The organism is Pseudomonas glycinae (genome assembly GCF_001594225.2).
Lineage (GTDB): Bacteria > Pseudomonadota > Gammaproteobacteria > Pseudomonadales > Pseudomonadaceae > Aquipseudomonas > Aquipseudomonas glycinae.
In genome coordinates, this window is the sequence record NZ_CP014205.2 from 1,046,490 (window position 1) to 1,069,549 (window position 23,060).

The 23,060-nt window shown below is 63.2% G+C and carries 11 protein-coding genes; 7 read left to right on the plus strand and 4 right to left on the minus strand.

What is annotated here, in order from left to right:
- The first annotated feature begins 32 nt into the window (after positions 1-32).
- Together AWU82_RS04785 and AWU82_RS04790 are read left to right on the plus strand one after the other, a co-directional pair.
- The gene (locus AWU82_RS04785) at positions 33-13,034 is read left to right on the plus strand and encodes a non-ribosomal peptide synthetase (protein WP_064378575.1); all 13,002 of its coding nucleotides are present in this window, start codon (positions 33-35) and stop codon (positions 13,032-13,034) included.
- Between the two features lie 159 nt (positions 13,035-13,193).
- A complete protein-coding gene (locus AWU82_RS04790) occupies positions 13,194-14,006 on the plus strand; it encodes an alpha/beta fold hydrolase (protein WP_064378574.1) in 813 nt (270 codons plus the stop codon).
- A gap of 31 nt (positions 14,007-14,037) precedes the next feature.
- On the opposite strand, the gene dsbG is transcribed toward AWU82_RS04790, so the two are convergent.
- From dsbG to AWU82_RS04810, 4 genes are all read right to left on the minus strand, one after another.
- Complete coding sequence (dsbG, locus tag AWU82_RS04795; protein WP_064378573.1) at positions 14,038-14,808, minus strand: thiol:disulfide interchange protein DsbG; 771 nt, start codon at positions 14,806-14,808, stop codon at positions 14,038-14,040.
- Positions 14,784-15,656 carry a TlpA disulfide reductase family protein gene (locus AWU82_RS04800; protein ID WP_064378572.1) on the minus strand — a complete coding sequence of 291 codons (873 nt, stop codon included), beginning with the start codon at positions 15,654-15,656 and terminating at the stop codon, positions 14,784-14,786. Before AWU82_RS04800 ends, dsbG begins: the two co-directional genes overlap by 25 nt.
- The gene (locus AWU82_RS04805) at positions 15,656-17,386 is read right to left on the minus strand and encodes a protein-disulfide reductase DsbD (RefSeq protein WP_064378571.1); all 1,731 of its coding nucleotides are present in this window, start codon (positions 17,384-17,386) and stop codon (positions 15,656-15,658) included. The genes AWU82_RS04800 and AWU82_RS04805 overlap by 1 nt, the downstream gene beginning before the upstream one ends.
- A gap of 122 nt (positions 17,387-17,508) precedes the next feature.
- Entirely contained in the window at positions 17,509-18,180 is a 672-nt protein-coding gene (locus AWU82_RS04810; protein ID WP_064378570.1) for a hypothetical protein, read from the minus strand.
- Positions 18,181-18,484: 304 nt separating this feature from the next.
- On the opposite strand from AWU82_RS04810, the gene AWU82_RS04815 reads away from it, so the two are divergent.
- The 5 genes from AWU82_RS04815 (at position 18,485) to AWU82_RS04835 (ending at position 22,941) form a co-directional block, all read left to right on the plus strand.
- Entirely contained in the window at positions 18,485-19,165 is a 681-nt protein-coding gene (locus AWU82_RS04815) for a response regulator (RefSeq protein ID WP_064378569.1), read from the plus strand.
- Positions 19,165-20,487, plus strand: coding sequence for an ATP-binding protein (locus AWU82_RS04820; RefSeq protein ID WP_064378568.1), 1,323 nt, complete (start codon positions 19,165-19,167; stop codon positions 20,485-20,487). Before AWU82_RS04815 ends, AWU82_RS04820 begins: the two co-directional genes overlap by 1 nt.
- Positions 20,488-20,593: 106 nt before the next feature.
- Positions 20,594-21,079, plus strand: coding sequence for a GNAT family N-acetyltransferase (locus tag AWU82_RS04825; RefSeq protein WP_064378567.1), 486 nt, complete (start codon positions 20,594-20,596; stop codon positions 21,077-21,079).
- 142 nt (positions 21,080-21,221) lie between these two features.
- Positions 21,222-22,634, plus strand: a complete 1,413-nt coding sequence (locus AWU82_RS04830; RefSeq protein WP_064378566.1) for an aspartate aminotransferase family protein — start codon at positions 21,222-21,224, stop codon at positions 22,632-22,634.
- An 82-nt stretch (positions 22,635-22,716) separates the two neighbouring features.
- Positions 22,717-22,941 carry an MbtH family protein gene (locus tag AWU82_RS04835; RefSeq protein WP_064378565.1) on the plus strand — a complete coding sequence of 75 codons (225 nt, stop codon included), beginning with the start codon at positions 22,717-22,719 and terminating at the stop codon, positions 22,939-22,941.
- Positions 22,942-23,060: the final 119 nt, after the last annotated feature.

The following is a 23,060-nucleotide window of genomic DNA, read 5'->3' on the forward strand; positions in this document are numbered from 1 at the left end:
CACCAGCAAGCCGAATTCAGGCAGGAAACCTCATGACCGACGCGTTCGAACTCCCCAGCACCCTGGTCCAAGCCCTCCAGCGCCGCGCGGCCCTGACGCCGGATCGGCTGGCCCTGCGCTTTCTCGCTGAAACCGAGGAGCAGGCTGTGGTGCTCAGTTATCGCGAACTCGATCAACGCGCACGCGCCATCGCCGCCGCGTTGCAGGCCGAGGCCGGATTCGGTGATCGCGCGGTATTGCTGTTCCCGAGCGGTCCGGATTACGTCGCGGCGTTCTTCGGTTGCCTGTACGCGGGTGTGATCGCGGTGCCGGCCTATCCGCCGGAATCGGCCAAGCGTCACCATCAGGAACGCCTGCTGTCGATCATCGCCGACGCCGAACCGCGTCTGCTGCTGACCAGCGCCGACCTGAGCGACGCCTTGCAGCAAATCGAAGGCGCGCCGCCGCTGTTGTGCGTCGACACCCTTGACGCTGCACTGGCCGAGCGCTGGGTCGAACCGGCCTTGCCGCAAGACCACATCGCCTTCCTGCAATACACCTCCGGTTCCACCGCGCTGCCCAAGGGCGTGCAGGTCAGCCACGGCAATCTGGTGGCCAACGAACGGCTGATCCGCCACGGCTTCGGCATCGATGTGAACCCCGACGACGTGATCGTCAGCTGGCTGCCGCTGTACCACGACATGGGCCTGATCGGCGGTCTGCTGCAACCGATCTTCAGCGGCGTGCCGTGCATCCTGATGTCGCCGGCGTACTTCCTCGGCCGGCCGTTGCGCTGGCTCGAAGCGATCAGCCAATACGGCGGCACCATCAGCGGCGGCCCGGACTTCGCTTATCGTCTGTGCAGCGAGCGGGTCAGCGAATCGGCGCTGGAACGCCTCGACCTGAGCCGCTGGCGCGTGGCCTATTCCGGCTCCGAGCCGATCCGGCTCGACACCCTCGAGCGTTTCGCCGAGAAGTTCACCGCGTGCGGTTTCAGCGAAGACAGCTTCATGGCGTCCTACGGTCTGGCGGAAGCGACCCTGTTCGTCGCCGGCACACCGCGCGGCACAGGGATTCCTGCACTGCGCGTCGATGATCAAGCCCTGGCGCAGAACCGTGCCGAGCCGGGCGAGGGCAGCCCGATCATGAGCTGCGGCATCAGCCAGCCGGAACATGCGATGCTGATTGTCGAGCCGAACACCCTCGAAGAACTGGCCGACAACGCTGTCGGTGAAGTCTGGGCTGCCGGCCCGAGCATCGCCCTCGGCTACTGGCGCAACCCCGAGGCGACTGCCAAGACCTTCGTCCAGCACGCCGGCCAGACCTGGCTGCGCACCGGTGACCTGGGCTTCATTCGCGACGGTGAACTGTTCATCACCGGTCGCCTGAAAGACATGCTGATCGTGCGCGGTCACAACCTCTACCCGCAGGACCTCGAAAAGACGGTCGAGAACGAAGTGGAGGTGGTGCGCAAGGGCCGTGTCGCGGCGTTTGCGGTCAATCAGAATGGCGAGGAGGGCATCGGCATCGCGGCGGAAATCAGCCGCAGCGTGCAGAAAATCCTCCCGCCTGAAGCGCTGATCAAAGCCATTCGCCAGGCCGTGGCCGAGGCGTATCAGGAAGCACCGAGCGTGGTTGTGCTGCTCAATCCGGGCGCGTTGCCGAAAACTTCCAGCGGCAAGCTGCAACGTTCGGCCTGCCGCAATCGTCTGGCTGATGGCAGCCTCGACAGCTACGCCGTATTCCCCTCAGCCACTGCTGAAACCGCTCAGGACTCGACCGCGTCCGCCTCCGAACTGGAAGCGTTGATCGGCAAAGTCTGGGCCGAGCAACTCAACGTCAAACAGGTCAACGCCGACGATCATTTCTTCCTGCTCGGCGGCAACTCGATCGCCGCCGCTCAGGTGATCGCCAAGGTCCGCGAAGAGCTGAGCCTGGAGCTGAATCTGCGCCTGCTGTTCGAAGCGCCGACCCTGTCCGCGTTCGCCGCCGCCGTGGCGCAACAGCAACAGGACGGCGGCAGCGCCCAAGGCGAAATCACCGCGTTGTCGCGCAACGAAGCCTTGCCGCAATCCCTGGCACAAAACCGTCTGTGGATCACTTGGCAGCTTGACCCGCACAGCAGCGCCTACAACATTCCCGGCGCCCTGCGCCTGCGTGGCGAACTGGACGAGGACGCCCTGCGCGCCAGCTTCCAGCAACTGATCGAGCGCCACGAATCCCTGCGCACCCGCTTCTTTGAACGCGACGGCGTGGCCCTGCAACAGGTCGAAGCGGCGGGCGAGTTCAACCTGCAACTGATTGACATAAGCGACCTGCCGGCCAGCGAACGTGAAGCCCGCGCACAACAGATCCGCGAGGACGAAGCCCGCACCCGATTCAATCTGGAAAAAGGCCCGCTGCTGCGGGTGACGCTGGTTCGCCTCGACGACGAAGATCACCAACTGCTGGTGACGATGCACCACATCATCGCCGACGGCTGGTCGCTGAACGTGTTGATCGACGAGTTTTCGCGTCTGTACGCCGCCGCGTCCCAAGGCCAGCGTGCCGAACTGGCGCCGCTGCCAACCCAATACGCCGACTACGGCAGCTGGCAGCGCCAATGGCTGGCGCAAGGCGAGGGTGAGCGACAACTGGCGTACTGGAAAGCACAGTTGGGCGATGAGCATCCGACTCTGGAACTGGCGACCGACCATCCGCGCTCGGCCAAGAAAAAGCACAGCGCCGCGCGTCATAGCGTTCGCCTGGGGATCAGCCTCAGCGACGCCATTCGCCAGACCGCTCAGGCCTATCAATCCACGCCGTTCATGCTGCTGCTCTCGGCTTTCCAAAGCCTGTTGCATCGCTACAGCGGCGAACGCGACATCCGCATCGGCGTACCCAACGCCAACCGTCCGCGTCTGGAAACCCAGGGCCTGATCGGCTTCTTCATCAACACCCAGGTGCTGCGCGCCGACGTCGATTCGCGTCTGACGTTCACCGAACTGCTGGCGCAAACCCGTCAGGCTGCGCTCGGTGCCCAGGCGAATCAGGATCTGCCATTCGAACAACTGCTCGAAGCCTTCCCGCAGGCCCGCGAGCGGGGTCTGTTCCAGGTCATGTTCAACCACCAGCAACGTGACCTGAGTGCGCTCAAGCGCCTGCCGGGCCTGCTCGCCGAAGAACTGCCGTGGCACAGCCGCGAGGCCAAGTTCGATCTGCAACTGCACAGTGAAGAAGACCGTAACGGTCGCCTGACGCTGTCCTTCGACTACGCTGATGAGCTGTTCAACGCCGCGACCATCGAGCGCCTCGCCGAGCATTTCAGCAACCTGCTGCGTGCTGTCTGCGAAAGTCCGCAACAATCCATCGGCGAGCTGCAACTGCTGACCGCCGCCGAACACTCTCAGCAAACTGCGTGGAGCGTCGCCCCGTGCACTCCGGCGCAACAATGGCTGCCGGAACTGCTCAACGAACAAGCCCGGCAAAATCCGGATCGCACCGCGCTGCTGTGGGACGGCGGCAGCCTGGACTTCGCAGAACTGCACGCCCAGGCCAACCGTCTCGCCCATTACCTGCGCGACAAGGGCGTCGGCCCGGATGTGTGCGTGGCCATCGCCGCCGAGCGCTCGCCGCAACTGCTGATCGGTCTGCTGGCAATCATCAAGGCCGGTGGCGCCTATGTGCCGCTTGATCCGGATTACCCGGCTGAACGCCTGGCTTACATGCTCAGCGACAGCGGCGTTGAACTGCTGCTGACCCAGACGGCATTGCTCGACCGCTTGCCGGCCAGCGAAGGCGTCAGCGTGATCGCCATGGACACCCTGCACCTGGAAAACTGGCCGAGTCAGGCACCGGGCCTGCACCTGCACGGCGACAACCTCGCCTACGTGATTTACACCTCGGGCTCCACCGGCCAGCCGAAAGGCGTGGGCAACACTCACGCGGCGCTGGCCGAGCGTCTGCAATGGATGCAGAACACTTATCGCCTGAACGACACCGACGTGCTGATGCAAAAGGCGCCGATCAGTTTCGACGTGTCGGTGTGGGAGTGCTTCTGGCCGCTGATCACTGGCGCGCGCCTGCTGATCGCCAGCCCCGGTGAACACCGGGATCCGCATCGCATTGCGCAATTGGTTCAGCAGTACGGCGTGACTACGCTGCACTTCGTGCCGCCGCTGCTTTCGCTGTTCATCGACGAACCGTTGAACGCCGAGTGCACCAGCCTGCGTCGCGTGTTCTCCGGCGGTGAAGCGCTGCCGGCGGAACTGCGCAACCGCGTGTTGGCGCAACTGCCGGCGGTGCAACTGCACAACCGTTATGGCCCGACCGAAACCGCGATCAACGTCACTCACTGGCATTGCAGCGTGGCCGATGGCGAGCGTTCGCCGATTGGCCGGCCGCTGGGTAACGTGGTTTGTCGCGTGCTCGACAGTGATCTGAATCCAGTGCCGGCCGGTGTGCCGGGTGAACTGTGCATCAGCGGCATTGGCCTGGCTCGTGGCTACCTCGGCCGTCCGGCGCTGACCGCCGAGCGTTTCGTGGTCGATCCGCTGGGCGAGCAAGGCGCGCGTCTGTACCGCACCGGTGACCGCGCCCGCTGGACCCACGATGGTGTGATCGAATACCTCGGCCGTCTCGATCAGCAGGTCAAACTGCGCGGCTTCCGCGTCGAGCCGGAAGAGATCGAAGCGCGTCTGCTGGCTCAGGACGGCGTGGCTCAGGCCGCCGTGCTGGTGCGTGAAACCGCCGCCGGCCCGCAACTGATCGGCTATTTCACCGCCACCGATGCCAGCGAAAATCAGGACGCGCAAACTGCTCGCCTGAAAACCGCACTGGCCGCCGAACTGCCGGAATACATGGTTCCCGCGCAACTGATGCGCCTGGACGCCATGCCCCTGAGCCCGAGCGGCAAACTCGACCGCCGCGCCTTGCCCGAGCCGCAATGGCAAGTGCGCGAGCACGTCGAGCCGGTCACCGAGCTGGAACAACAGATCGCCGCGATCTGGCGCGAAGTGCTCGGCCTGAAGCAGGTCGGCCTGCGTGACGATTTCTTCGCCCTCGGCGGTCACTCGCTGCTGGCCACGCAAATCATCTCCCGCACCCGGCAGGCCTGTGACGTCGAACTGCCGTTGCGCGCCTTGTTCGAGCACAGCGAACTCGGTGATTTCGCCGAGCAGATCCGCCAGATCCAGGCCAGCGGTCGCACCAACCAACAGCCGCCGATCGACAAGGTTGATCGCAGCAAACCGGTGCCGCTGTCCTACTCGCAACAGCGCATGTGGTTCCTCTGGCAGATGGAGCCGGACAGCCCGGCGTACAACGTCGGCGGCATGGCGCGCCTGCGTGGCGTCTTGCATGTCGAGCGTTTCGAAGCGGCGCTGCAAGCGTTGATCCTGCGCCACGAAACCCTGCGCACCACGTTCCCGAGTATCGACGGCGTGGCCCGTCAGCAGGTGCATGCCGAGACCGGCGTGCGCATGGACTGGAAGGATTTTTCGAAATTCGCCGCCGATGTGCGCGAGCAGAAAGTCCAGCAACTGGCCGACGACGAAGCGCACCTGCCGTTCGATCTGGAAACCGGTCCGCTGCTGCGCGCCTGCCTGGTCAAGACCGCCGAGCAGGAGCATTACTTCGTCCTGACCCTGCACCACATCGTCACCGAAGGCTGGGCGATGGACATCTTCGCCCGTGAACTCAGCGCGCTGTACGAAGCGTTCGTCGACGATCGCGAATCGCCGCTGCAACCGTTGCCGGTGCAGTACCTCGACTACAGCGTGTGGCAGCGCAACTGGCTGGAGTCCGGCGAGCGTCAGCGTCAGCTCGACTACTGGACTGCGCAACTGGGCCGCGAACATCCACTGCTGGAACTGCCGGGCGACCGCCCGCGTCCGCCGGTGCAAAGTCACCAGGGCGAGCTGTTCCGTTTCGACCTCAGCGACGATCTTGCCGCGCGGGTTCGGGCGTTCAACGCGCAGAACGGCCTGACCCTGTTCATGACCATGACCGCCGCCCTCGCGACCTTGCTTTACCGCTACAGCGGCCAGACCGATCTGCGCATCGGCGCGCCGGTGGCCAACCGTATCCGCCCGGAAAGCGAAGGGCTGATCGGGGCGTTCCTCAACACCCAGGTGCTGCGTTGCCAGCTCGACGGCCAGATGTCGGTCGGCGAATTGTTCGAGCAGGTGCGTCATACCGTGATCGAAGGGCAGTCCCATCAGGATTTGCCGTTCGATCATCTGGTTGAAGCCCTGCAACCACCGCGCAGCGCGGCGTACAACCCGCTGTTCCAGGTGATGTGCAACGTGCAGCGCTGGGAATTCCAGCAAAGCCGCATGCTCGCCGGCATGACCGTCGAGTACCTGGCCAACGATGCGCGGGCGACCAAGTTCGACCTCAACCTGGAAGTTACCGATCTCGACCATCGCCTCGGTTGCTGCCTGACGTACAGCACTGATCTGTTCGACGAACCGACCATTGCACGCATGGCCAGGCACTGGCGCAATCTGCTTGAAGCGTTGATCGCCGACCCGCAACAGCGTCTCAGCGAACTGCCGTTGCTCGATGCGCCTGAACAACAGCAATTGCTCGACAGCCTCGGCGTCGAGCCGGGCGAGCGTCGTCTCGATCAGTGCATTCATCATCTGTTCGCCGAGCAGGCACTGGTGCGCAAAGATGCGCCGGCCCTGACCTTTGCCGGGCAGACCATGAGCTACGTGGAACTCGACGCCCGCGCCAACCGTCTGGCCTGGGCGCTGCGTGAGCGCGGTGTCGGCCCGCAAGTGCGGGTCGGTCTGGCGCTGGAGCGTTCGCTGGAAATGGTCGTTGGCCTGCTGGCGATCCTCAAGGCCGGCGGCGCCTATGTGCCGCTGGACCCGGAATACCCGCTCGACCGCCTGCATTACATGATCGAAGACAGCGGCGTCGGCCTGCTGCTCAGTGACCGCGCGATGTTCAAGGCCCTCGGCGAACTGCCGTCGAACGTGGCGCGCTGGTGCCTGGAAGACGACAGCGCCGCGCTGGCCGATTACCCGGCTACCGAGCTGCCTTTTATCAGCCTGCCGCAGCATCAGGCGTACCTGATTTACACCTCGGGTTCCACCGGCAAGCCGAAAGGCGTGGTGGTGTCCCACGGTGAAATCGCCATGCACTGCCAGGCGGTGATCGAGCGCTTCGGCATGCGTCCGGACGACTGCGAACTGCATTTCTATTCGATCAACTTCGACGCCGCCACCGAACGTCTGCTGGTGCCGCTGCTCAGCGGCGCGCAGGTGGTGCTGCGTGCGCAGGGTCAGTGGGACGCGGAAGAAATCTGTGGCCTGATCCGCGAACATCGGATCAATATCCTTGGTTTCACCCCGAGCTACGGCAGCCAGTTGGCGCAGTTCCTCGCGACGCAAAACGAGGTTTTGCCGGTGCGGATGATCATCACCGGCGGCGAAGCGCTGACCGGCGAACACCTGCAACGAATTCGCGCGGCGTTCAAACCGAGCCTGTTCTTCAACGCCTACGGCCCGACCGAAACCGTGGTCATGCCGCTGGCCAGCCTTGCACCCGAGGTGCTGGAAGAGGGCGCCGGCAGTGTGCCAATCGGCAGCGTGATCGGTGATCGCGTGGCCTACATTCTCGACGCCGATCTGTCGCTGGTGCCGCAAGGCGCGACCGGTGAATTGTTTGTCGGCGGCGCCGGTCTGGCGCTGGGGTATCACGAGCGTGCGGGCATCACTGCCGAACGTTTCGTCGCCGACCCGTTTGCCGCCGATGGCGGGCGCATGTACCGCACTGGCGACCTGGTGCGCCAGCGCGCCGATGGCTTGGTGGAGTATCTGGGGCGGATTGACCATCAGGTGAAGATCCGCGGTTTCCGGATCGAACTGGGCGAGATCGAAACCCGCCTGCTCGATCACGACTCGATCCGCGAAGCGGTGGTGCTGGCGCTGGATGCGCCGAGCGGCAAGCAACTGGTCGGCTATCTCGTGACCGAGGTCGCTTCGCGAAGCGAAGCCGAGCAGGCCGAACTGCGCGACGCGCTGAAAGCGCACCTGAAGACGCAACTGCCGGACTACATGGTGCCGACCCATCTGATTCTGCTGGCGAGCATGCCGCTGACCGCCAACGGCAAGCTCGATCGCCGCGCGCTGCCGGCGCCGGATCCGGAGCTCAATCGTCAGGATTACGTGGCGCCAAGCAACGAGCTTGAGCAGACCCTGGCGCAGATCTGGTGCGAGGTGCTCAACGTCGAGCAGGTCGGTCTGAACGACAACTTCTTCGAACTGGGCGGCGACTCGATCCTGTCGATTCAAGTGGTCAGCCGGGCGCGCCAGCAGGGTATTCACTTCAGCCCCCGCGATCTGTTCCAGCACCAGACCGTGCAGACACTGGCTGCTGTCGCCAGTCGTACTGAAACCGTCACCGCCGAGCAAGGTCTGGTGTCCGGCGAATCGCGTCTGACGCCGATCCAGCACTGGTTCTTCGACACCGAGATTCCCGAGCGTCATCACTGGAACCAGGCGTTGCTGCTGGAGCCGACTGTTGCGCTGGAACCTCATCGTCTGGAGCAAGCGCTGTTGGCGGTGATCGAGCAGCATGACGCCTTGCGTCTGCGCTTCAGCGAGGTCAACGGCGCATGGCAGGCATCCCATCAACCGGTCACCGATGCCGCCGTGCTGTGGCAAGTCCGCGTACCGTCGATGGACAAGTGCGCCGCACTGTTCGCCGATGCCCAGCGCAGTCTCGATCTTGCCCAGGGCCCGTTGCTGCGTGCCGTGCTGGTCGATGGGCCGGACGCTCAACAACGACTGTTCATCGCGATCCATCACCTGGTGGTTGACGGTGTGTCGTGGCGGGTTCTGCTCGACGATCTGCAAACCGTGTATCGCCAGCTCGACGCCGATCAGTCGGTGAAACTGCCGGCGAAAACCAGCGCCTTCAAGGACTGGGCGGCGCGTTTGCAGGCTTACGCCGGCAGCGAATCCCTGCGTGAAGAACTGAGCTGGTGGCAAGCGCACCTGGCCGGCCCGAATGCCGACTTGCCGTGCGAACACCCTGAGGGCGGTCGCGAGAATCGCCATGCGCAAACCGTCAGCGTGCGTCTGGATGGCGAGCGCACCAAGCAGCTATTGCAACAGGCACCGAGCGCCTACCGCACGCAGGTCAACGACCTGTTGCTGACCGCGCTGGCCCGCGTGCTGTGCCGCTGGAGCGGGCAGCCGTCGGCGCTGATTCAACTGGAAGGCCACGGCCGCGAAACCCTGTTCGACGAGATCGACCTGACCCGCACCGTCGGCTGGTTCACCAGCGCCTATCCGCTGCGCCTGACTCCGCACAACATCGAAGAAGCGGCCGGGCAGGGCGCTTCAATCAAGGCGATCAAGGAACAGCTGCGCGCCGTTCCGCACAAAGGCCTCGGTTATGGCGTGCTGCGTTATCTGGCCGATGACGTCAGCCGCCATAGCATGGCGACGTTGCCGAATGCGCCGATCACGTTTAACTACCTCGGCCAGTTCGACCAGAGCTTCGGCAACGATGCGCTGTTCCGTCCGCTCGACGAGCCGGTCGGCGCGGCCCACGATCCGCACGCACCGCTGCCGAACGAGTTGAGCGTCGACAGTCAGGTGTACGGCGGGGAACTGCTGCTGCGCTGGACCTTCAGCGTCGAACGCTACGACGCGCAGACCATCAACGAGCTGGCCGATGCCTACGTCGGCGAGTTGCAGAGCCTGATCGAACATTGCCTGCAGGATGAGGCCGGTGGCCTGACGCCGTCGGACTTCCCGCTGGCGAAACTGACCCAGGCCCAACTCGATGCACTGCCGGTACCGGCGGCGCACATCGAAGACGTGTACCCGCTGACGCCGATGCAGGAAGGCATGCTGCTGCACACCTTGCTCGAACCCGGCACCGGTCTGTACTACATGCAGGATCGCTACCGCATCAACAGCGAACTCGACCCTGAGCGTTTCGCCCAGGCGTGGCAAGCAGTGGTCGCCCGTCATGAAGCGTTGCGTGCGTCGTTCTGCTGGAACGTTGGCGAAGACATGCTGCAAGTGATCCACACCCCGGGTCGCACGCCGATCGAATATCTGGACTGGAGCGCCATCGCTGACGCCGAGCAGGAGCCGAAACTGCAAGCGCTGCTCAAGGCCGAGCGCGAGGCCGGGTTCGATCTGCTCAATCAGGCACCGTTCCACCTGCGCCTGATCAAGGTCGGCGCGGCGCGTTACTGGTTCATGATGAGCAACCACCACATCCTGATCGATGCCTGGTGCCGCTCGCTGCTGATGAACGATTTCTTCGAAATCTACACCGCGCTGGGCGAAGGTCGCGAAGCACAATTGGCGGTGCCGCCGCGCTACCGCGATTACATCGGCTGGCTGCAACGCCAGAGCCTGGCCGAAGCGCGCCAGTGGTGGCAGCAGAACCTGCAAGGTTTCGAGCGCACCACGCCGATCCCGAGCGACCGTCCGTTCCTGCGTGAACACGCCGGCGAAAGCGGCGGCATGATCGTCGGCGACCGCTACACCCGATTGAATGTCGAGGACGGCGCCCGTCTGCGTGAGCTGGCCCAGGCCCATCAACTGACCATCAACACCTTCGCCCAGGCGGCGTGGGCACTGGTGCTGCGCCGCATGAGCGGTGATCGCGACGTGCTGTTCGGCGTGACTGTGGCCGGGCGCCCGGTGGAGATGCCGGAGATGCAACGCACCGTCGGCCTGTTCATCAACAGCATTGCGCTGCGGGTGCAGATCCCGGCGGACGATCAGCGCGCCAGCGTGCGTCAGTGGCTGAACGCTCTGCTCGACAGCAACATGCAGCTGCGTGAGTACGAATACCTGCCGCTGGTGAACATCCAGGAACAGAGCGAGCTGCCGAAAGGCCAGCCGCTGTTCGACAGCCTGTTCGTGTTCGAAAACGCCCCGGTGGAAGTCTCGGTGCTGGACCGCGCGCAGAGCCTCAACGCGACCTCGGACTCGGGCCGTACCCACACCAACTTCCCGCTGACAGCCGTGTGCTACCCGGGCGACGACCTTGGTCTGCACCTGTCTTACGACCAGCGCTACTTCGACGAGTCGACCATCGAGCGCATGCTCGGCGAGTTCAAGCGTCTGCTGCTGGCGCTGGTCGATGGCTTCCATGGCGATATGGCTGACCTGCCGCTGTTGGGCCATGAGGAACAGGACTTCCTGCTCCACGGCTGCAACCAGAGTGAGCACGACTATCCGCTGGAGCAGAGCTACGTCGAGCTGTTCGAAGCCCAGGTCGCGCAACATCCGCAACGCATTGCTGCCAGTTGCCTCGATCAGCAACTGAGCTATGCCGAGCTGAACCGGAACGCCAACCGTCTCGGTCATGCACTGGTCACGGCCGGGGTGCAGATGGATCAACCGGTGGCGCTGCTGGGCGAACGTAATCTGGATCTGCTGGGCATGATCATCGGCAGCTTCAAGGCCGGTGCCGGTTATCTGCCGCTGGATCCGGGCCTGCCGAGCCAGCGTCTGCAACGCATCATCGAGCTCAGCCGCACGCCGGTGCTGGTGTGCACCGAAGCTTGCCGTGAACAGGCGACGACCTTGCTGGATGAATTCAGCTGCGCCAACCGTCCACGCCTGCTGGTGTGGGAAGAGGTTCAGGCCGGTGCGGTGTCGTCGGCGAATCCGGGCATCTTCAGCGGCCCGGACAACCTGGCCTACGTGATCTACACCTCGGGCTCCACCGGGTTGCCGAAAGGCGTGATGGTCGAGCAGCGCGGCATGCTCAACAACCAGTTGAGCAAGGTGCCGTACCTGAACCTGAGCGACGCCGATGTGATCGCCCAGACCGCTTCGCAAAGCTTCGACATTTCGGTCTGGCAGTTCCTCGCCGCGCCGCTGTTCGGGGCGCGGGTGGACATCGTGCCGAACACCATCGCCCACGATCCGCAAGGCTTGCTGGTGCATGTGCAGCAGCAGGGCATCACCGTGCTGGAAAGTGTGCCGTCGTTGATTCAGGGCATGCTCGCTTCAGATCGTCTGAGCCTCGACGGCCTGCGCTGGATGTTGCCGACCGGTGAAGCCATGCCGCCGGAACTGGCGCACCAGTGGCTGCTGCGTTACCCGCAGATCGGTCTGGTCAACGCCTATGGCCCGGCGGAGTGCTCCGACGACGTGGCGTTCTTCCGCGTCGACCTGGCCTCGACTCGCGGCAGTTACCTGCCGATCGGTACGCCGACCGACAACAATTTGCTGTACCTGCTCGATGGCGCGCTGGATCTGGTGCCGCTGGGTGCGGTGGGTGAGTTGTGTGTGGCGGGAACCGGGGTCGGTCGCGGTTATGTCAGCGATCCGCTGCGCACCGCGCCGGTGTTCGTGCCGAATCCATTCGGTGCGCCGGGCGAGCGTCTGTACCGCACCGGTGACCTGGCGCGCCGTCGCAGTGACGGGGTGCTGGAGTACGTCGGCCGGGTCGACCATCAGGTGAAGATTCGCGGTTACCGGATCGAGCTGGGTGAAATCGAGGCGCGTCTGCATGAGCAACCGGAAGTTCGCGATGGTGCGGTCGGCGTGCAGGAAGGCGTCAACGGCAAGCATCTGGTGGGCTACCTGGTGGCCGCAGATTCCGCACTGAATCAGAGCGAACGCCTGGAGCGGATCAAGCAGCGCCTGCGCGCCGAACTGCCGGAATACATGGTGCCGCTGCACTGGTTGTGGCTCGACCGGCTGCCGCTCAACGCCAACGGTAAACTCGACCGCAAGGCCTTGCCGGCGCTGGAGATCGGCCAGTTGCAAAGCCAGGATTACCTGGCGCCGCGCAGCGAGCTGGAGCAGACCCTGGCCGACATTTGGGCCGAGGTGCTGAAGGTCGAGAAGGTCGGGGTACGCGACAACTTCTTCGAACTCGGCGGCCATTCGTTGCTGGCCACGCAGATCGCCTCGCGGGTGCAAAAAGCCTTGCAGCGGGATGTACCGCTGCGAGCGATGTTCGAGTGCAGCACGGTGGAGGAACTGGCCGGGTACATCGAAGGGCTGGCGGCCAGTGACATTACCGAGGAGAAGGTTGATCGACTGAATGACCTGATGGCGGAGCTGGAAGGCTTGTAGTTTCCAGCGTCTGTACCGGCCTAATCGCTGGCTTGCCAGCGATGGCGTCGGTGCGTTCAACGCAATTGCGTCGGTACATGGATGTACGTTTGTATAGTTGACGATCCTGAACCGGCAGCCCAGTCTGCCGGTTCTCTTTTTTTGTCGCGGGGGTGATCGATGGCTTTCTTCGAAGTTGACGGACAGGCGCTTCATTACATTGATCAAGGCACGGGGCCGGCGGTGTTGCTGGCTGGCAGCTACCTGTGGGACCAGGCCATGTGGGCGCCGCAGATTGCTGCGCTGTCGCCGCACTATCGAGTGATTGCACTGGATCTGTGGGGCCACGGCGAATCCGGGCGCTTGCCTGAAGGCACCGCTTCGCTGGACGACATCGCCCGTCAGGCACTGGCCTTGCTCGATCATCTGGACATCGACCGGGTAACGCTGGTCGGGCTGTCGGTCGGTGGCATGTGGGGCGTGCGCCTGGCGTTGTCGGCGCCGCAGCGGCTCAACGGTCTGGTGCTGATGGACACTTACGTCGGCGTCGAGCCGGAGCCGACCCGCCAGTACTATTTCTCGCTGTTCAAGCAGATCGAGGAAAGCGGCGGGATCTCCGAGCCACTGCTGGATATCGTGGTGCCGATTTTCTTCCGTCCAGGCATTGATCGGGCGTCGGCGCTGTATCAGGATTTCCGCGCCAAACTCGCCGGCTATTCGGCCGAACGCCTGCGCGACAGCATCGTGCCGATGGGGCGCATCACCTTTGGCCGTGACGATCTGTTGCCGCGTCTGGGCGAGCTGAATGCGGCGACCACGCTGGTGGTCTGCGGCGATCAGGACAAACCACGCCCGCCGTCGGAAGCACGGGAAATGGCTGAGTTGATTGGCTGCCCGTGTGTGCTGGTGCCGGAGGCGGGGCATATCTCCAATCTGGAGAATCCAGCCTTCGTGACCGACACGCTGCTGAAGTTTCTGGCTGGGCTGAAGTAACGAAAACGCCCACGCATTGCGTGGGCGTTGTTTATTTCGGGCCGAGAATCTTCGCCAGTTTGTCCGGCGTCGGCGCGCCTTGCTGTTGTTGCAGCTCGCCTTTGTCGTCCATGTAGAAGATCGCCGGGGTGGCCTGCAATTCCAGGTCTTCCATCAGCTGCATGTTCGCTGCGAGTTTGGTCTGCACGGCGACCGGAATGTCCTTCAAGGCCTTGAGCGTGCTGGCCTTTCCGGCCTTCTCGTGATCTTCCAGCGCTTTGCTCGGGTCCTTGGCGGCGAGCAGGGCGGCGGCTTTGGCCGGGCTGTCTTCGCGGATGATGCCGACCATGATGTGTCGCAGCTGCACCTTGCCGGCCTTGACCCATGGACGGGCCTGTTCCCAGAACATGTTGCAATACGGGCAGTTCGGATCACTGAACAGGTACACCGTGCGCGGCGCATCCTTGTTGCCGTCCTGAATCCAGTTGCTGGCCTCGAACTTGGCCCAGACTTCCTTGGCCATCGGCGCGTAGACCAGTTTTTGCAGCGGCGCGCTGCTCAGGTCGTTACCGTCGGCGTCGTACAGGTTGCCCAGCAGCACGTGCTTGCCGTCCGGCGTCAGGTACAGCGCCATGCCGCGGTTCTGGTATTGCGCGGCGTAACCGCGCAAGCCGTCCGGTGCGTCGAACTGGCCGACGATTTTTGCGCCCTTGGCTTCAATCTTCTTGATTGCTTCAGGCAATTCTTCGGCGGCCTGTACTGACGGCAAGTGCAGCAGGGCTGCGCTCATGGTCAGCGTCAGCAGGTGGCGGAGGCGGGGCATGGCAGTTTCCTTGAAGAAGAGGTGGCCGGATTCGGGCTGGAAGCCGGGGTGTCGAAGTTTTCCAGGGCGCGGGCCAGGCTGGCGTTCGACAGCTCGCCCAGATGGCTGCCCAGCAGACGACCGTCCGGGCTGTAGAACAGGGTAGTCGGCAGGGCCATGGAGCCCACGGCCTGGCCGAGGCGTCCGCTGCGGTCGAACAGCACGTTGTTCAGGCTCAGGCCCTGGGTTTCGAGAAAAGTCGCAACGCTTTGCATGCTTTCGGCCTGGTTGACGAACAGGAACGTCAGGTCCGGGCGTTGTTGCTGGGCGTTTTCCAGCACCGGCATTTCCCGTCGGCACGGCGGGCACCAGGTGGCCCACAGGTTGATCACCAGCGGCCCGCCCTGATAGTCGGTGAGTTTCACGGTTTCCCCGGCGGCGTTGCGCAAGGTGATGTCCGGCAGGCGCGTGCCTTGCTCGTAGATGTTCAGCGACAGGGTCGCCAGCACCCAGAACGCCACACCGCTGACCACACCGAAACCCAGCGGTCGACGCAAACCCGGCCGGCGCCAGCCGCGATACAGCGCCGCGAGCAACAGCACGATCACCCCCGGCCAGGCGAGGAAGCCGCCGTCGCGCAAGTCGATGATCTGCCAGAGATCGTTGCGATAGTGCCCCCAGTACATGGCGACAAACGCCATGCGCGCCGCCAGCATGCCGAGCAGAAACAGGCTGAACAGCGCCGACTCGGGGTTGTCACCGCCGCGCTTGGCCACCCGCCAGCCGACGAAGGTCGCCAGCGCCAGCGCGCTGATCAGCAGCAGGTGGTTGAGGGCGATGGCAAAGGTGCCGAGGGTGAAGGTCAGCATTAACGGGCGTCTCGGGTGGTGGTCCAGCGTTGCAGGAAAGTATCGGCATCGACCTCGCCGGTGATGCGCTGGCTGCGGCGCTCTTCGCCGTCGGCGCCGATCCACACGAAACTTGGTGGCCCCGGCACTTTATAACGGCCGAGCAGTTCGCGGCTGGCGGCATTGTCGGCGGTGACATCGAGTCGGAGCAAGCGCACATCGCTCAGGGCCTGCATCACCCGCGCCTGGCCGAACACCTGTTTCTCCATGACTTTGCACGACACGCACCAGTCGGCGTAGTAGTCGAGCAGCACCCATTGGCCCTGAGCTCTGGCGGCGTCAAGCTCACGTTGCAGGGCGGCGGGATCCTTGATCGTCGTGAAGGCTTCGTGGCCGTTCGGGGCCGCCGTGCCGACGCGTCCGGCGCTGTACACCTGCAACGGCTGATACGGGTCGTCACTGCCCCCCGCCGCACCGACCACCAACAGACTGCCCCACAAGCCCAGTAACAGCGAACCGGCACCGAACAACTGCGCCACGCGACCAAAGCCGTCGGATTGTTTCCAGGCGCTGTAAGCGGCAATCAACAGCAGCGCACCGCACAGACCCAGCCACAGCGACGGATCCAGCACCGGTCGCAGCATCAGCAGCGCGGTGGCGAGGAACAGGAAGCCGAACACGCCTTTGAGCAGATTCATCCACGCGCCGGGCTTGGGCAGGAAGCGATTGCCGACCGTCACCAGCAACAGCAGCGGCACGCCGATGCCGATGCCCAGGGCAAACAGGATCAGGCCGCCGTGCAGTGCGTTGCCGCTTTGCGCGATGTAGAGCAGGGCGCCGGCCAGCGGTGCGGTCATGCACGGGCCGACCAGCAGACCGGACAGCGCGCCCAATATGCCGGCGCCGATCAGGCTGCCACCGCGCTGACTGCGTGAGGCGTGTTCCAGTCGATCCCGCAGGGCGACCGGCAATTGCAGCTCGAAGAAGCCGAACATCGGCAGCGCCAGAACCACAAACACCGCCGCGAACGTCCCGAGCAGCCACGGGTTCTGCAACCACGCCTGCAAGTTGGCCCCCAGCAGCGCGGCGATGACGCCCATCGCCGCGTACACCAGCGCCATGCATACCACATAGCTGCCGGCCAGCGCGAAACCGCGACGCGGCGTGGCACCGCTGCCCACCACCATGCCCGCCAGAATCGGCAGCATCGGCAGCGAACACGGCGCAAACGCCAGCAACAGCCCCAGGCCGAAGAACACCAGCAGACTCCAGCCCAGCGAGTGCTGTTGCAGACCGCTGGCCAGTGCCTGATCCGGCGCCTCATCTGTCGTTGCTGCGGCTTTGCCGCCGAGGTCGATCACTCGGGTCTGCGGGGGATAGCAAAGACCGGCGTCGGCACAACCCTGATAACTGACCTTGATCTGGCCCTGGGCGGCAGGCGGGATTTTCAGCTCGAGGCCCTGGCGATAAACCGGTTGCTCGCCGAAATATTCGTCACTGTGGGATTCCCCTTCAGGCAGGGCCGGGACGTTCTGCGTCGCCAGCCCGTCGAATTTCAGACGCTTCTGATACAGGTAGTAGCCGTCGGCGATTTGCCAGAACAGTTGGGTCTCACCGGAATCCAGACGTTCCGAGGTCAACACGAATGCCTTGTCGACCGGAAGAAACTCCGGTTTTGAAGCAAAGGGATCGTTCCCCGCCTGGGCCAGACTTGAAATCAACAGTGCAAAAAACAGAAAAAAATGACGCATGGAGAAGCCTTGTCCCTGTGCAATTGAGGGGCACAATGGCGGGCAGTGATTAACCGATGATTAACCGGGGACATCCATGCGCCAAAACCGCGAAGCACTGAAGCTTCCAGCTAAATGGGCCGTCAGAGCCCCCGGGTTAATCCGGCGAATCTGCCATTGATATTGTGCGCATCTCCTTCGACTCGGCCTTTTTGCATGTTGTAAATCACGAATTGCTCATTAGTCAGGAAGATGTACCAGAGGTTATCGCTGAAAGTGGGGTCGATTTGCGCAGCGGTAATAAGACGATGTTTATACGGTTCAAGTCCAGGTAGTACTGAATTGGGTTGGTGGTTTATTTTTTGCGTTACAGTATCGAATGTCAGATGAGTGCCATCATTCAACAGGAAGCGAAACAGGTACTTGTGCCCGATTGCTTCCAGCCAGGTGCCGGCAACAATTCTGTCGAAGTACGGCAGGATAGGGGTCCAGAGAGAATTGGCGAGATTGTAAAAGGCATCAGCCTTGTCAGTGTCCTGGTTATAGGCGCAAACCCATGGACGATTGCCGTTGTAAAAGAACAACCAGCTAATGTCCTTGTCGCCCGCCTGTGTTTGTGTAAATCCGAAGCGCAGGTGCTTGGCATAGGCATCGAACCCTTCCCAGTTGCCCTTGATCGGTTTTGGATAATCATTCAGTACTTTTTCGTCGCCATTGTCATAGCGGGAGAAGATGTCAGCATCTTTGAAGAAAAAATAAATCCGGTCAGCACCGGAGCGCCAGTCGATAGCGACAAAGTTATTGAGTTTGGACATTGGGTTTTCCTTTGATAAGTAGTGGTTATTATTCGGTTGTATCGGCTTTGTATCTTTTGCGCTTTGAGATTACCGTGGTGAATAACTTTTTCGCACTGGGTTTGTGATTGCTGTTTGTGTCAGTTGGAACTTGTTGAGTTGTTGTTTGTTAAGTTTTTAGTTGCCGTTGCGGCAGTCGGCTTTGATAAGAAACTCGCCCGTGGGCGTAGCCATCGGGATCGTGCTTTTCCTTGGCGCGGGCAGTGTCCATAATTGCCGCTTAATCCTCTGCTGCTTGAATCGCGTTTTTTCTCATGGAGCTCCCATGCACGTACTGGTTTGCGAAGACGACGAGTTGATCGCCAGCGGGATTGTTGCCGGGCTGACAGCGCAAGGCCTGACCGTCGAGCACGTCAACACGGCCTCCAAGGCGCGGGCGATTCTCAAGGTCGCCGAATTTGACGTGATGGTGCTCGATCTCGGCCTGCCGGACGAAGATGGCCTCAAGTTGCTGCAACAACTGCGTCAGCAAGGGCTGGAAATTCCGGTGCTGATCCTGACTGCGCGGGATTCGGTCACGGATCGGGTCGACGGCTTGCAGTCCGGCGCCGACGACTACCTGCTCAAACCGTTCGACCTGCGCGAACTGTTCGCCCGTCTGCAAACCCTGTTGCGCCGGGTGGCCGGGCGCAGCGTCAACCTGATCGAACATGGCGCACTGACCTACGACCCGAGCAGTCGCGAAACCACGCTGGCGGGCCGTCCGGTGGATCTGTCCCGTCGCGAACAATCCCTGCTGCAAGCCTTGCTGCACAACCGTGGCCGGGTGCTGTCCACCGAGCAGTTGAAGGACAGCGTCTACGGTTTCAACGATGAACTGGAGAGCAATGCGCTCAACGTGCACATCCATCACCTGCGCAGCAAACTGGGCAAGGGCATCGTCGAAACCGTGCGCGGTCTGGGTTATCGCCTGGGCCCGGCCGATGGCGGAGAAACCGACAAGTGATGAGTCTGCGCCTGCGCCTGAGCCTGACTCTCGGCGCTGCGTTCGCGCTGATCTGGGCCCTGGCGGCCGCCTGGATGCTCAGCGACCTGCGCAACCAGATGATGTTTTCCCTCGACCAGCGCCTGGTGGCGTCGGCGCGGATGGTCGCCGGCTTGCTGGAACAATTGCCGGCCATTCCGAGCAAAGGCGAGGGTACGCATTTCAGCGCCGAGCAACTGAACATTCCCGGCGGCATGGCGTGTCAGGTCAGCTCGCTGCGCGGAGAAATCCTCGCTCGCAGCCACAATAATCCGGAACAGGCACTGGAAGCGCAGAAAATGGGTTTCCACGATCAGATGATCGATGGCGCGCCTTGGCGCAGCTTCACCCTGGCTCGGGGCGATGTGCGAATTACCACTGCCGACCGGGTGATCGAGCGCGAGGCCCTGAACATGTCGATCCTGCTGGCGGCCTCGGTGCCGGTGGGCGTGGCGTTGCTCGGCTGCCTGTGCCTGTTGTGGCTGGGGATCGGCCAGGGTCTGGCACCGCTCAACCGCTTGCGTGAAGCCTTGATGCGCCGCAACGCCGACTCGCTTGAGCCGTTGCAGTTGCAGTCATTCCCCAGTGAACTGAAACCGCTGCTCGAAACCCAGAATCAGCTGTTCCAGCGCATCGGCAAGACCATCGAGCGCGAACGTCGCCTGACCGGTGATGCCGCCCATGAATTGCGCAGCCCGCTGACCGCGATCAAGACCCACCTGCAAGTGGCGCGCATGACCGAAGGCAGCGCTCGCGATCAGTCCCTGGCCCGGGCCGAGGAGGGCGCTGACCGCCTGCACCGGACCCTTGAGCAATTGCTGTTGCTGGCCCGGGTCGAAGGCAGTCTGTCGTTCGACGACGGCGTGCAGTGCAGCGCCGAGCAGGTGGCGAAACTGGCGATTCAGGACTCGGCCAGCGACCAGCGCCAGCGGATCAGGCTTCACCTGCCGGAACACTTGTCCGCTGCGCCCCTGCAAATGCCGGCGGTCCTGTCGATCGCGGCGCTGCGCAACCTGCTGGATAACGCTTTGCGTCACACGCCGACGGACGGCGCGGTGGACCTGAGCCTGGAGACCACCGCCAATCGCGTGCGTTTCGTGGTACGTGATCACGGCCCGGGCATTGCCCCGGACGATCTGCAGCATCTGACCCAACGGTTCTGGCGCAACGGCCAGAGCACCGGGTGTGGACTGGGGCTGGCGATTGTCCAGGCCATCGTTCAGCGCTGCGCCTGCACCTTGCATTTCGACAGCCGCCCGGATGGTTTGCGGGTCGAGCTGACCATGCCGCTGCAACCGGTCTGACTTGATGCCGGGCACATCAAATGTAACCTCTCTCCATTAGTCATCCGTCGGCCGCGACGTTATTGTCGGCCAGCCTTTGACTCAATGGATTGAGGGAAACAGCGCCATGGAAGCACCCATCCACATCTGTCCCGCCACAGTCGCCGACGCCGGCATCATCAGCCGGATTCTCGAACGCTCGATCCGCGTCGGTTGCGCGCTCGATCATCGCAACGATCCACAACTGGTCGACCACTGGGTTCGCCGACAATCGGCGGAACACATCAGCGGATGGCTCGCTGATCCGCATCTCTATCTGAATATCGCGCTTCTTTACGATAAGCCGGTCGGCGTCGGCATGGCCGCGGCCAATGGCCAGGTCACCTTCTGTCATGTGCAGCCGGAGTGGTTTCGTCGCGGTGCGGGGCGCGCACTGATGGGCGATCTCGAGGGTTGGCTGCGGATTCGTGGCCAGCCTTGCGTCACGCTCGCCAGCACGCGAACCGGCGAGGCGTTCTACCGGCGTCTGGGGTATCGCGAAGCAGCATCTGCTTTCACGCATCACGGCGTTTTGAGCCTGCCGATGCACAAGCCGCTGGGGTTGTCGGCCTGACATTCGATCAAGGGTGTAAATCCTCGACACGCTGGTGCGTTTCCAGAACAGGAAAACCAGCATGTGCGCTCCGCGACCGGAACGCGCACCTGCCCGGTGTGCAGTTTTGGTCACTATCCATAGCGTATTGAGGGGTCGAGAGATGTCAGTCGCCACCAGCCTTATCGAAGAGTCGTCGGCCCGGATCGCCTCCGCGCCGGCAGAAACGCTGTATCAATTCAATGAGTCGCCGTTGCTGGCCCGCCAGAGCCAGCAGGAATCCAATGCCCGCAGCTACCCGCGCCGGATTCCCCTGGCGCTGAAGCGCGCCAAAGGCCTGTACGTCGAAGACGTCGAGGGCCGCACCTTCATCGATTGTCTGGCAGGTGCCGGCACCTTGGCGCTGGGGCATAACCACCCGGTGGTGATCGAGGCGATCCAGCAGGTGCTGGCCGATGAACTGCCGCTGCACACCCTGGACCTGACCACGCCGGTGAAAGACCAGTTCGTGCAGGACCTGTTCGGCCTGTTGCCACCTGCATTGGCCAAGGAAGCGAAAATCCAGTTCTGCGGCCCGACCGGCACCGACGCCGTGGAAGCCGCGCTGAAACTGGTGCGCACCGCCACCGGGCGCAGCACCGTGCTGTCGTTCTCCGGCGGTTACCACGGCATGAGCCAGGGCGCCTTGAGCCTGATGGGCAGCCTGGGCCCGAAAAAGCCGCTGGGTGCGCTGCTCAGCAACGGCGTGCAATTCATGCCGTTCCCGTACGACTACCGTTGCCCGTTCGGCCTCGGTGGCGCGGCGGGTGTGAAGGCTAATCTGAGCTACCTGGAAAACCTGCTCAATGATCCCGAGGCTGGTGTGCAATTGCCGGCAGCGGTGATCGTCGAAGCGGTGCAAGGCGAGGGCGGTGTGATCCCGGCTGACGTCGAGTGGCTGCGCGGTCTGCGCCGCATCACCGAAAAGGCCGGCGTGGCGCTGATCATCGATGAGATCCAGAGCGGCTTCGCCCGCACCGGCAAGATGTTTGCCTTCGAACACGCCGGCATTACCCCGGACGTGGTGGTGCTGTCCAAAGCCATCGGCGGCAGCCTGCCGCTGGCGGTGGTGGTGTATCGCGAATGGCTCGACACCTGGCAGCCGGGTGCCCATGCCGGTACGTTCCGCGGCAACCAGATGGCGATGGCCGCCGGTTCCGCGGTGATGCGTTATCTGGTCGAGCACAAGGTCTGCGAACACGCTGCCGCCATGGGCGAGCGCCTGAGTGAGCACCTGCGCATTCTGCAGCGCGATTTCCCGCAACTGGGCGACATTCGCGGTCGTGGTCTGATGCTAGGTGTCGAACTGGTCGATCCAAGCGGCACGCCGGACGCTCTTGGACATCCGCCGGCGTTTGCGCGTCTGGCGCCGCTGGTTCAGCGCGAATGCCTCAAGCGCGGGCTGATTCTGGAGCTGGGCGGGCGCCATGGTGCGGTGGTGCGGTTTCTGCCGCCGCTGGTGATCACCGCCGCCGAAATCGATCGCGTCGCCGAGATCTTCGGCCGTGCACTCAGCGCGGCGACCGCAGCCCTGTAAATTTTTCGCCGCGTCGAACGTTCTTTCTACATACCCGGCTGCACCGTCGTGCAGCCCACCCTTACAGCGATGGAGACACAGCATGACGTCAGTATTCGACCGCGAGGACATCCTCTTTCAAGTCGTGGTCAACCACGAAGAGCAGTACTCGATCTGGCCGGACTACAAGGCTATCCCGGAAGGCTGGCGCACCGTGGGCAAGAGCGGCCTGAAGAAGGAATGCCTGGCCTACATCGAAGAAGTCTGGACCGACATGCGCCCGCTGAGCCTGAGTCAGAAGATGGAAGCGCAAGCGGCTGCCCAGTAAGCCTTCAGCTAAAAAGAAACCCGCTGGACTGGAAACAGTCAGCGGGTTTTTTCATGTCTGGAAGATCGGCCTTGATGATCGTTCCCACGCTCTGCGTGGGAATGCCTCATTGGACGCTC

Excerpts from the sequence above, each read along its gene's own strand:
- dsbG (WP_064378573.1), bottom strand. The coding sequence starts at position 14,808 with ATGCCCCGCCTCCGCCACCTGCTGACGCTGACCATGAGCGCAGCCCTG.
- AWU82_RS04785 (WP_064378575.1), top strand. The coding sequence starts at position 33 with ATGACCGACGCGTTCGAACTCCCCAGCACCCTGGTCCAAGCCCTCCAG.
- AWU82_RS04810 (WP_064378570.1), bottom strand. The coding sequence starts at position 18,180 with ATGTCCAAACTCAATAACTTTGTCGCTATCGACTGGCGCTCCGGTGCT.
- AWU82_RS04820 (WP_064378568.1), top strand. The coding sequence starts at position 19,165 with ATGAGTCTGCGCCTGCGCCTGAGCCTGACTCTCGGCGCTGCGTTCGCG.
- AWU82_RS04830 (WP_064378566.1), top strand. The coding sequence starts at position 21,222 with ATGTCAGTCGCCACCAGCCTTATCGAAGAGTCGTCGGCCCGGATCGCC.
- AWU82_RS04805 (WP_064378571.1), bottom strand. The coding sequence starts at position 17,386 with ATGCGTCATTTTTTTCTGTTTTTTGCACTGTTGATTTCAAGTCTGGCC.
- AWU82_RS04815 (WP_064378569.1), top strand. The coding sequence starts at position 18,485 with ATGCACGTACTGGTTTGCGAAGACGACGAGTTGATCGCCAGCGGGATT.
- AWU82_RS04790 (WP_064378574.1), top strand. The coding sequence starts at position 13,194 with ATGGCTTTCTTCGAAGTTGACGGACAGGCGCTTCATTACATTGATCAA.
- AWU82_RS04835 (WP_064378565.1), top strand. The coding sequence starts at position 22,717 with ATGACGTCAGTATTCGACCGCGAGGACATCCTCTTTCAAGTCGTGGTC.
- AWU82_RS04825 (WP_064378567.1), top strand. The coding sequence starts at position 20,594 with ATGGAAGCACCCATCCACATCTGTCCCGCCACAGTCGCCGACGCCGGC.
- AWU82_RS04800 (WP_064378572.1), bottom strand. The coding sequence starts at position 15,656 with ATGCTGACCTTCACCCTCGGCACCTTTGCCATCGCCCTCAACCACCTG.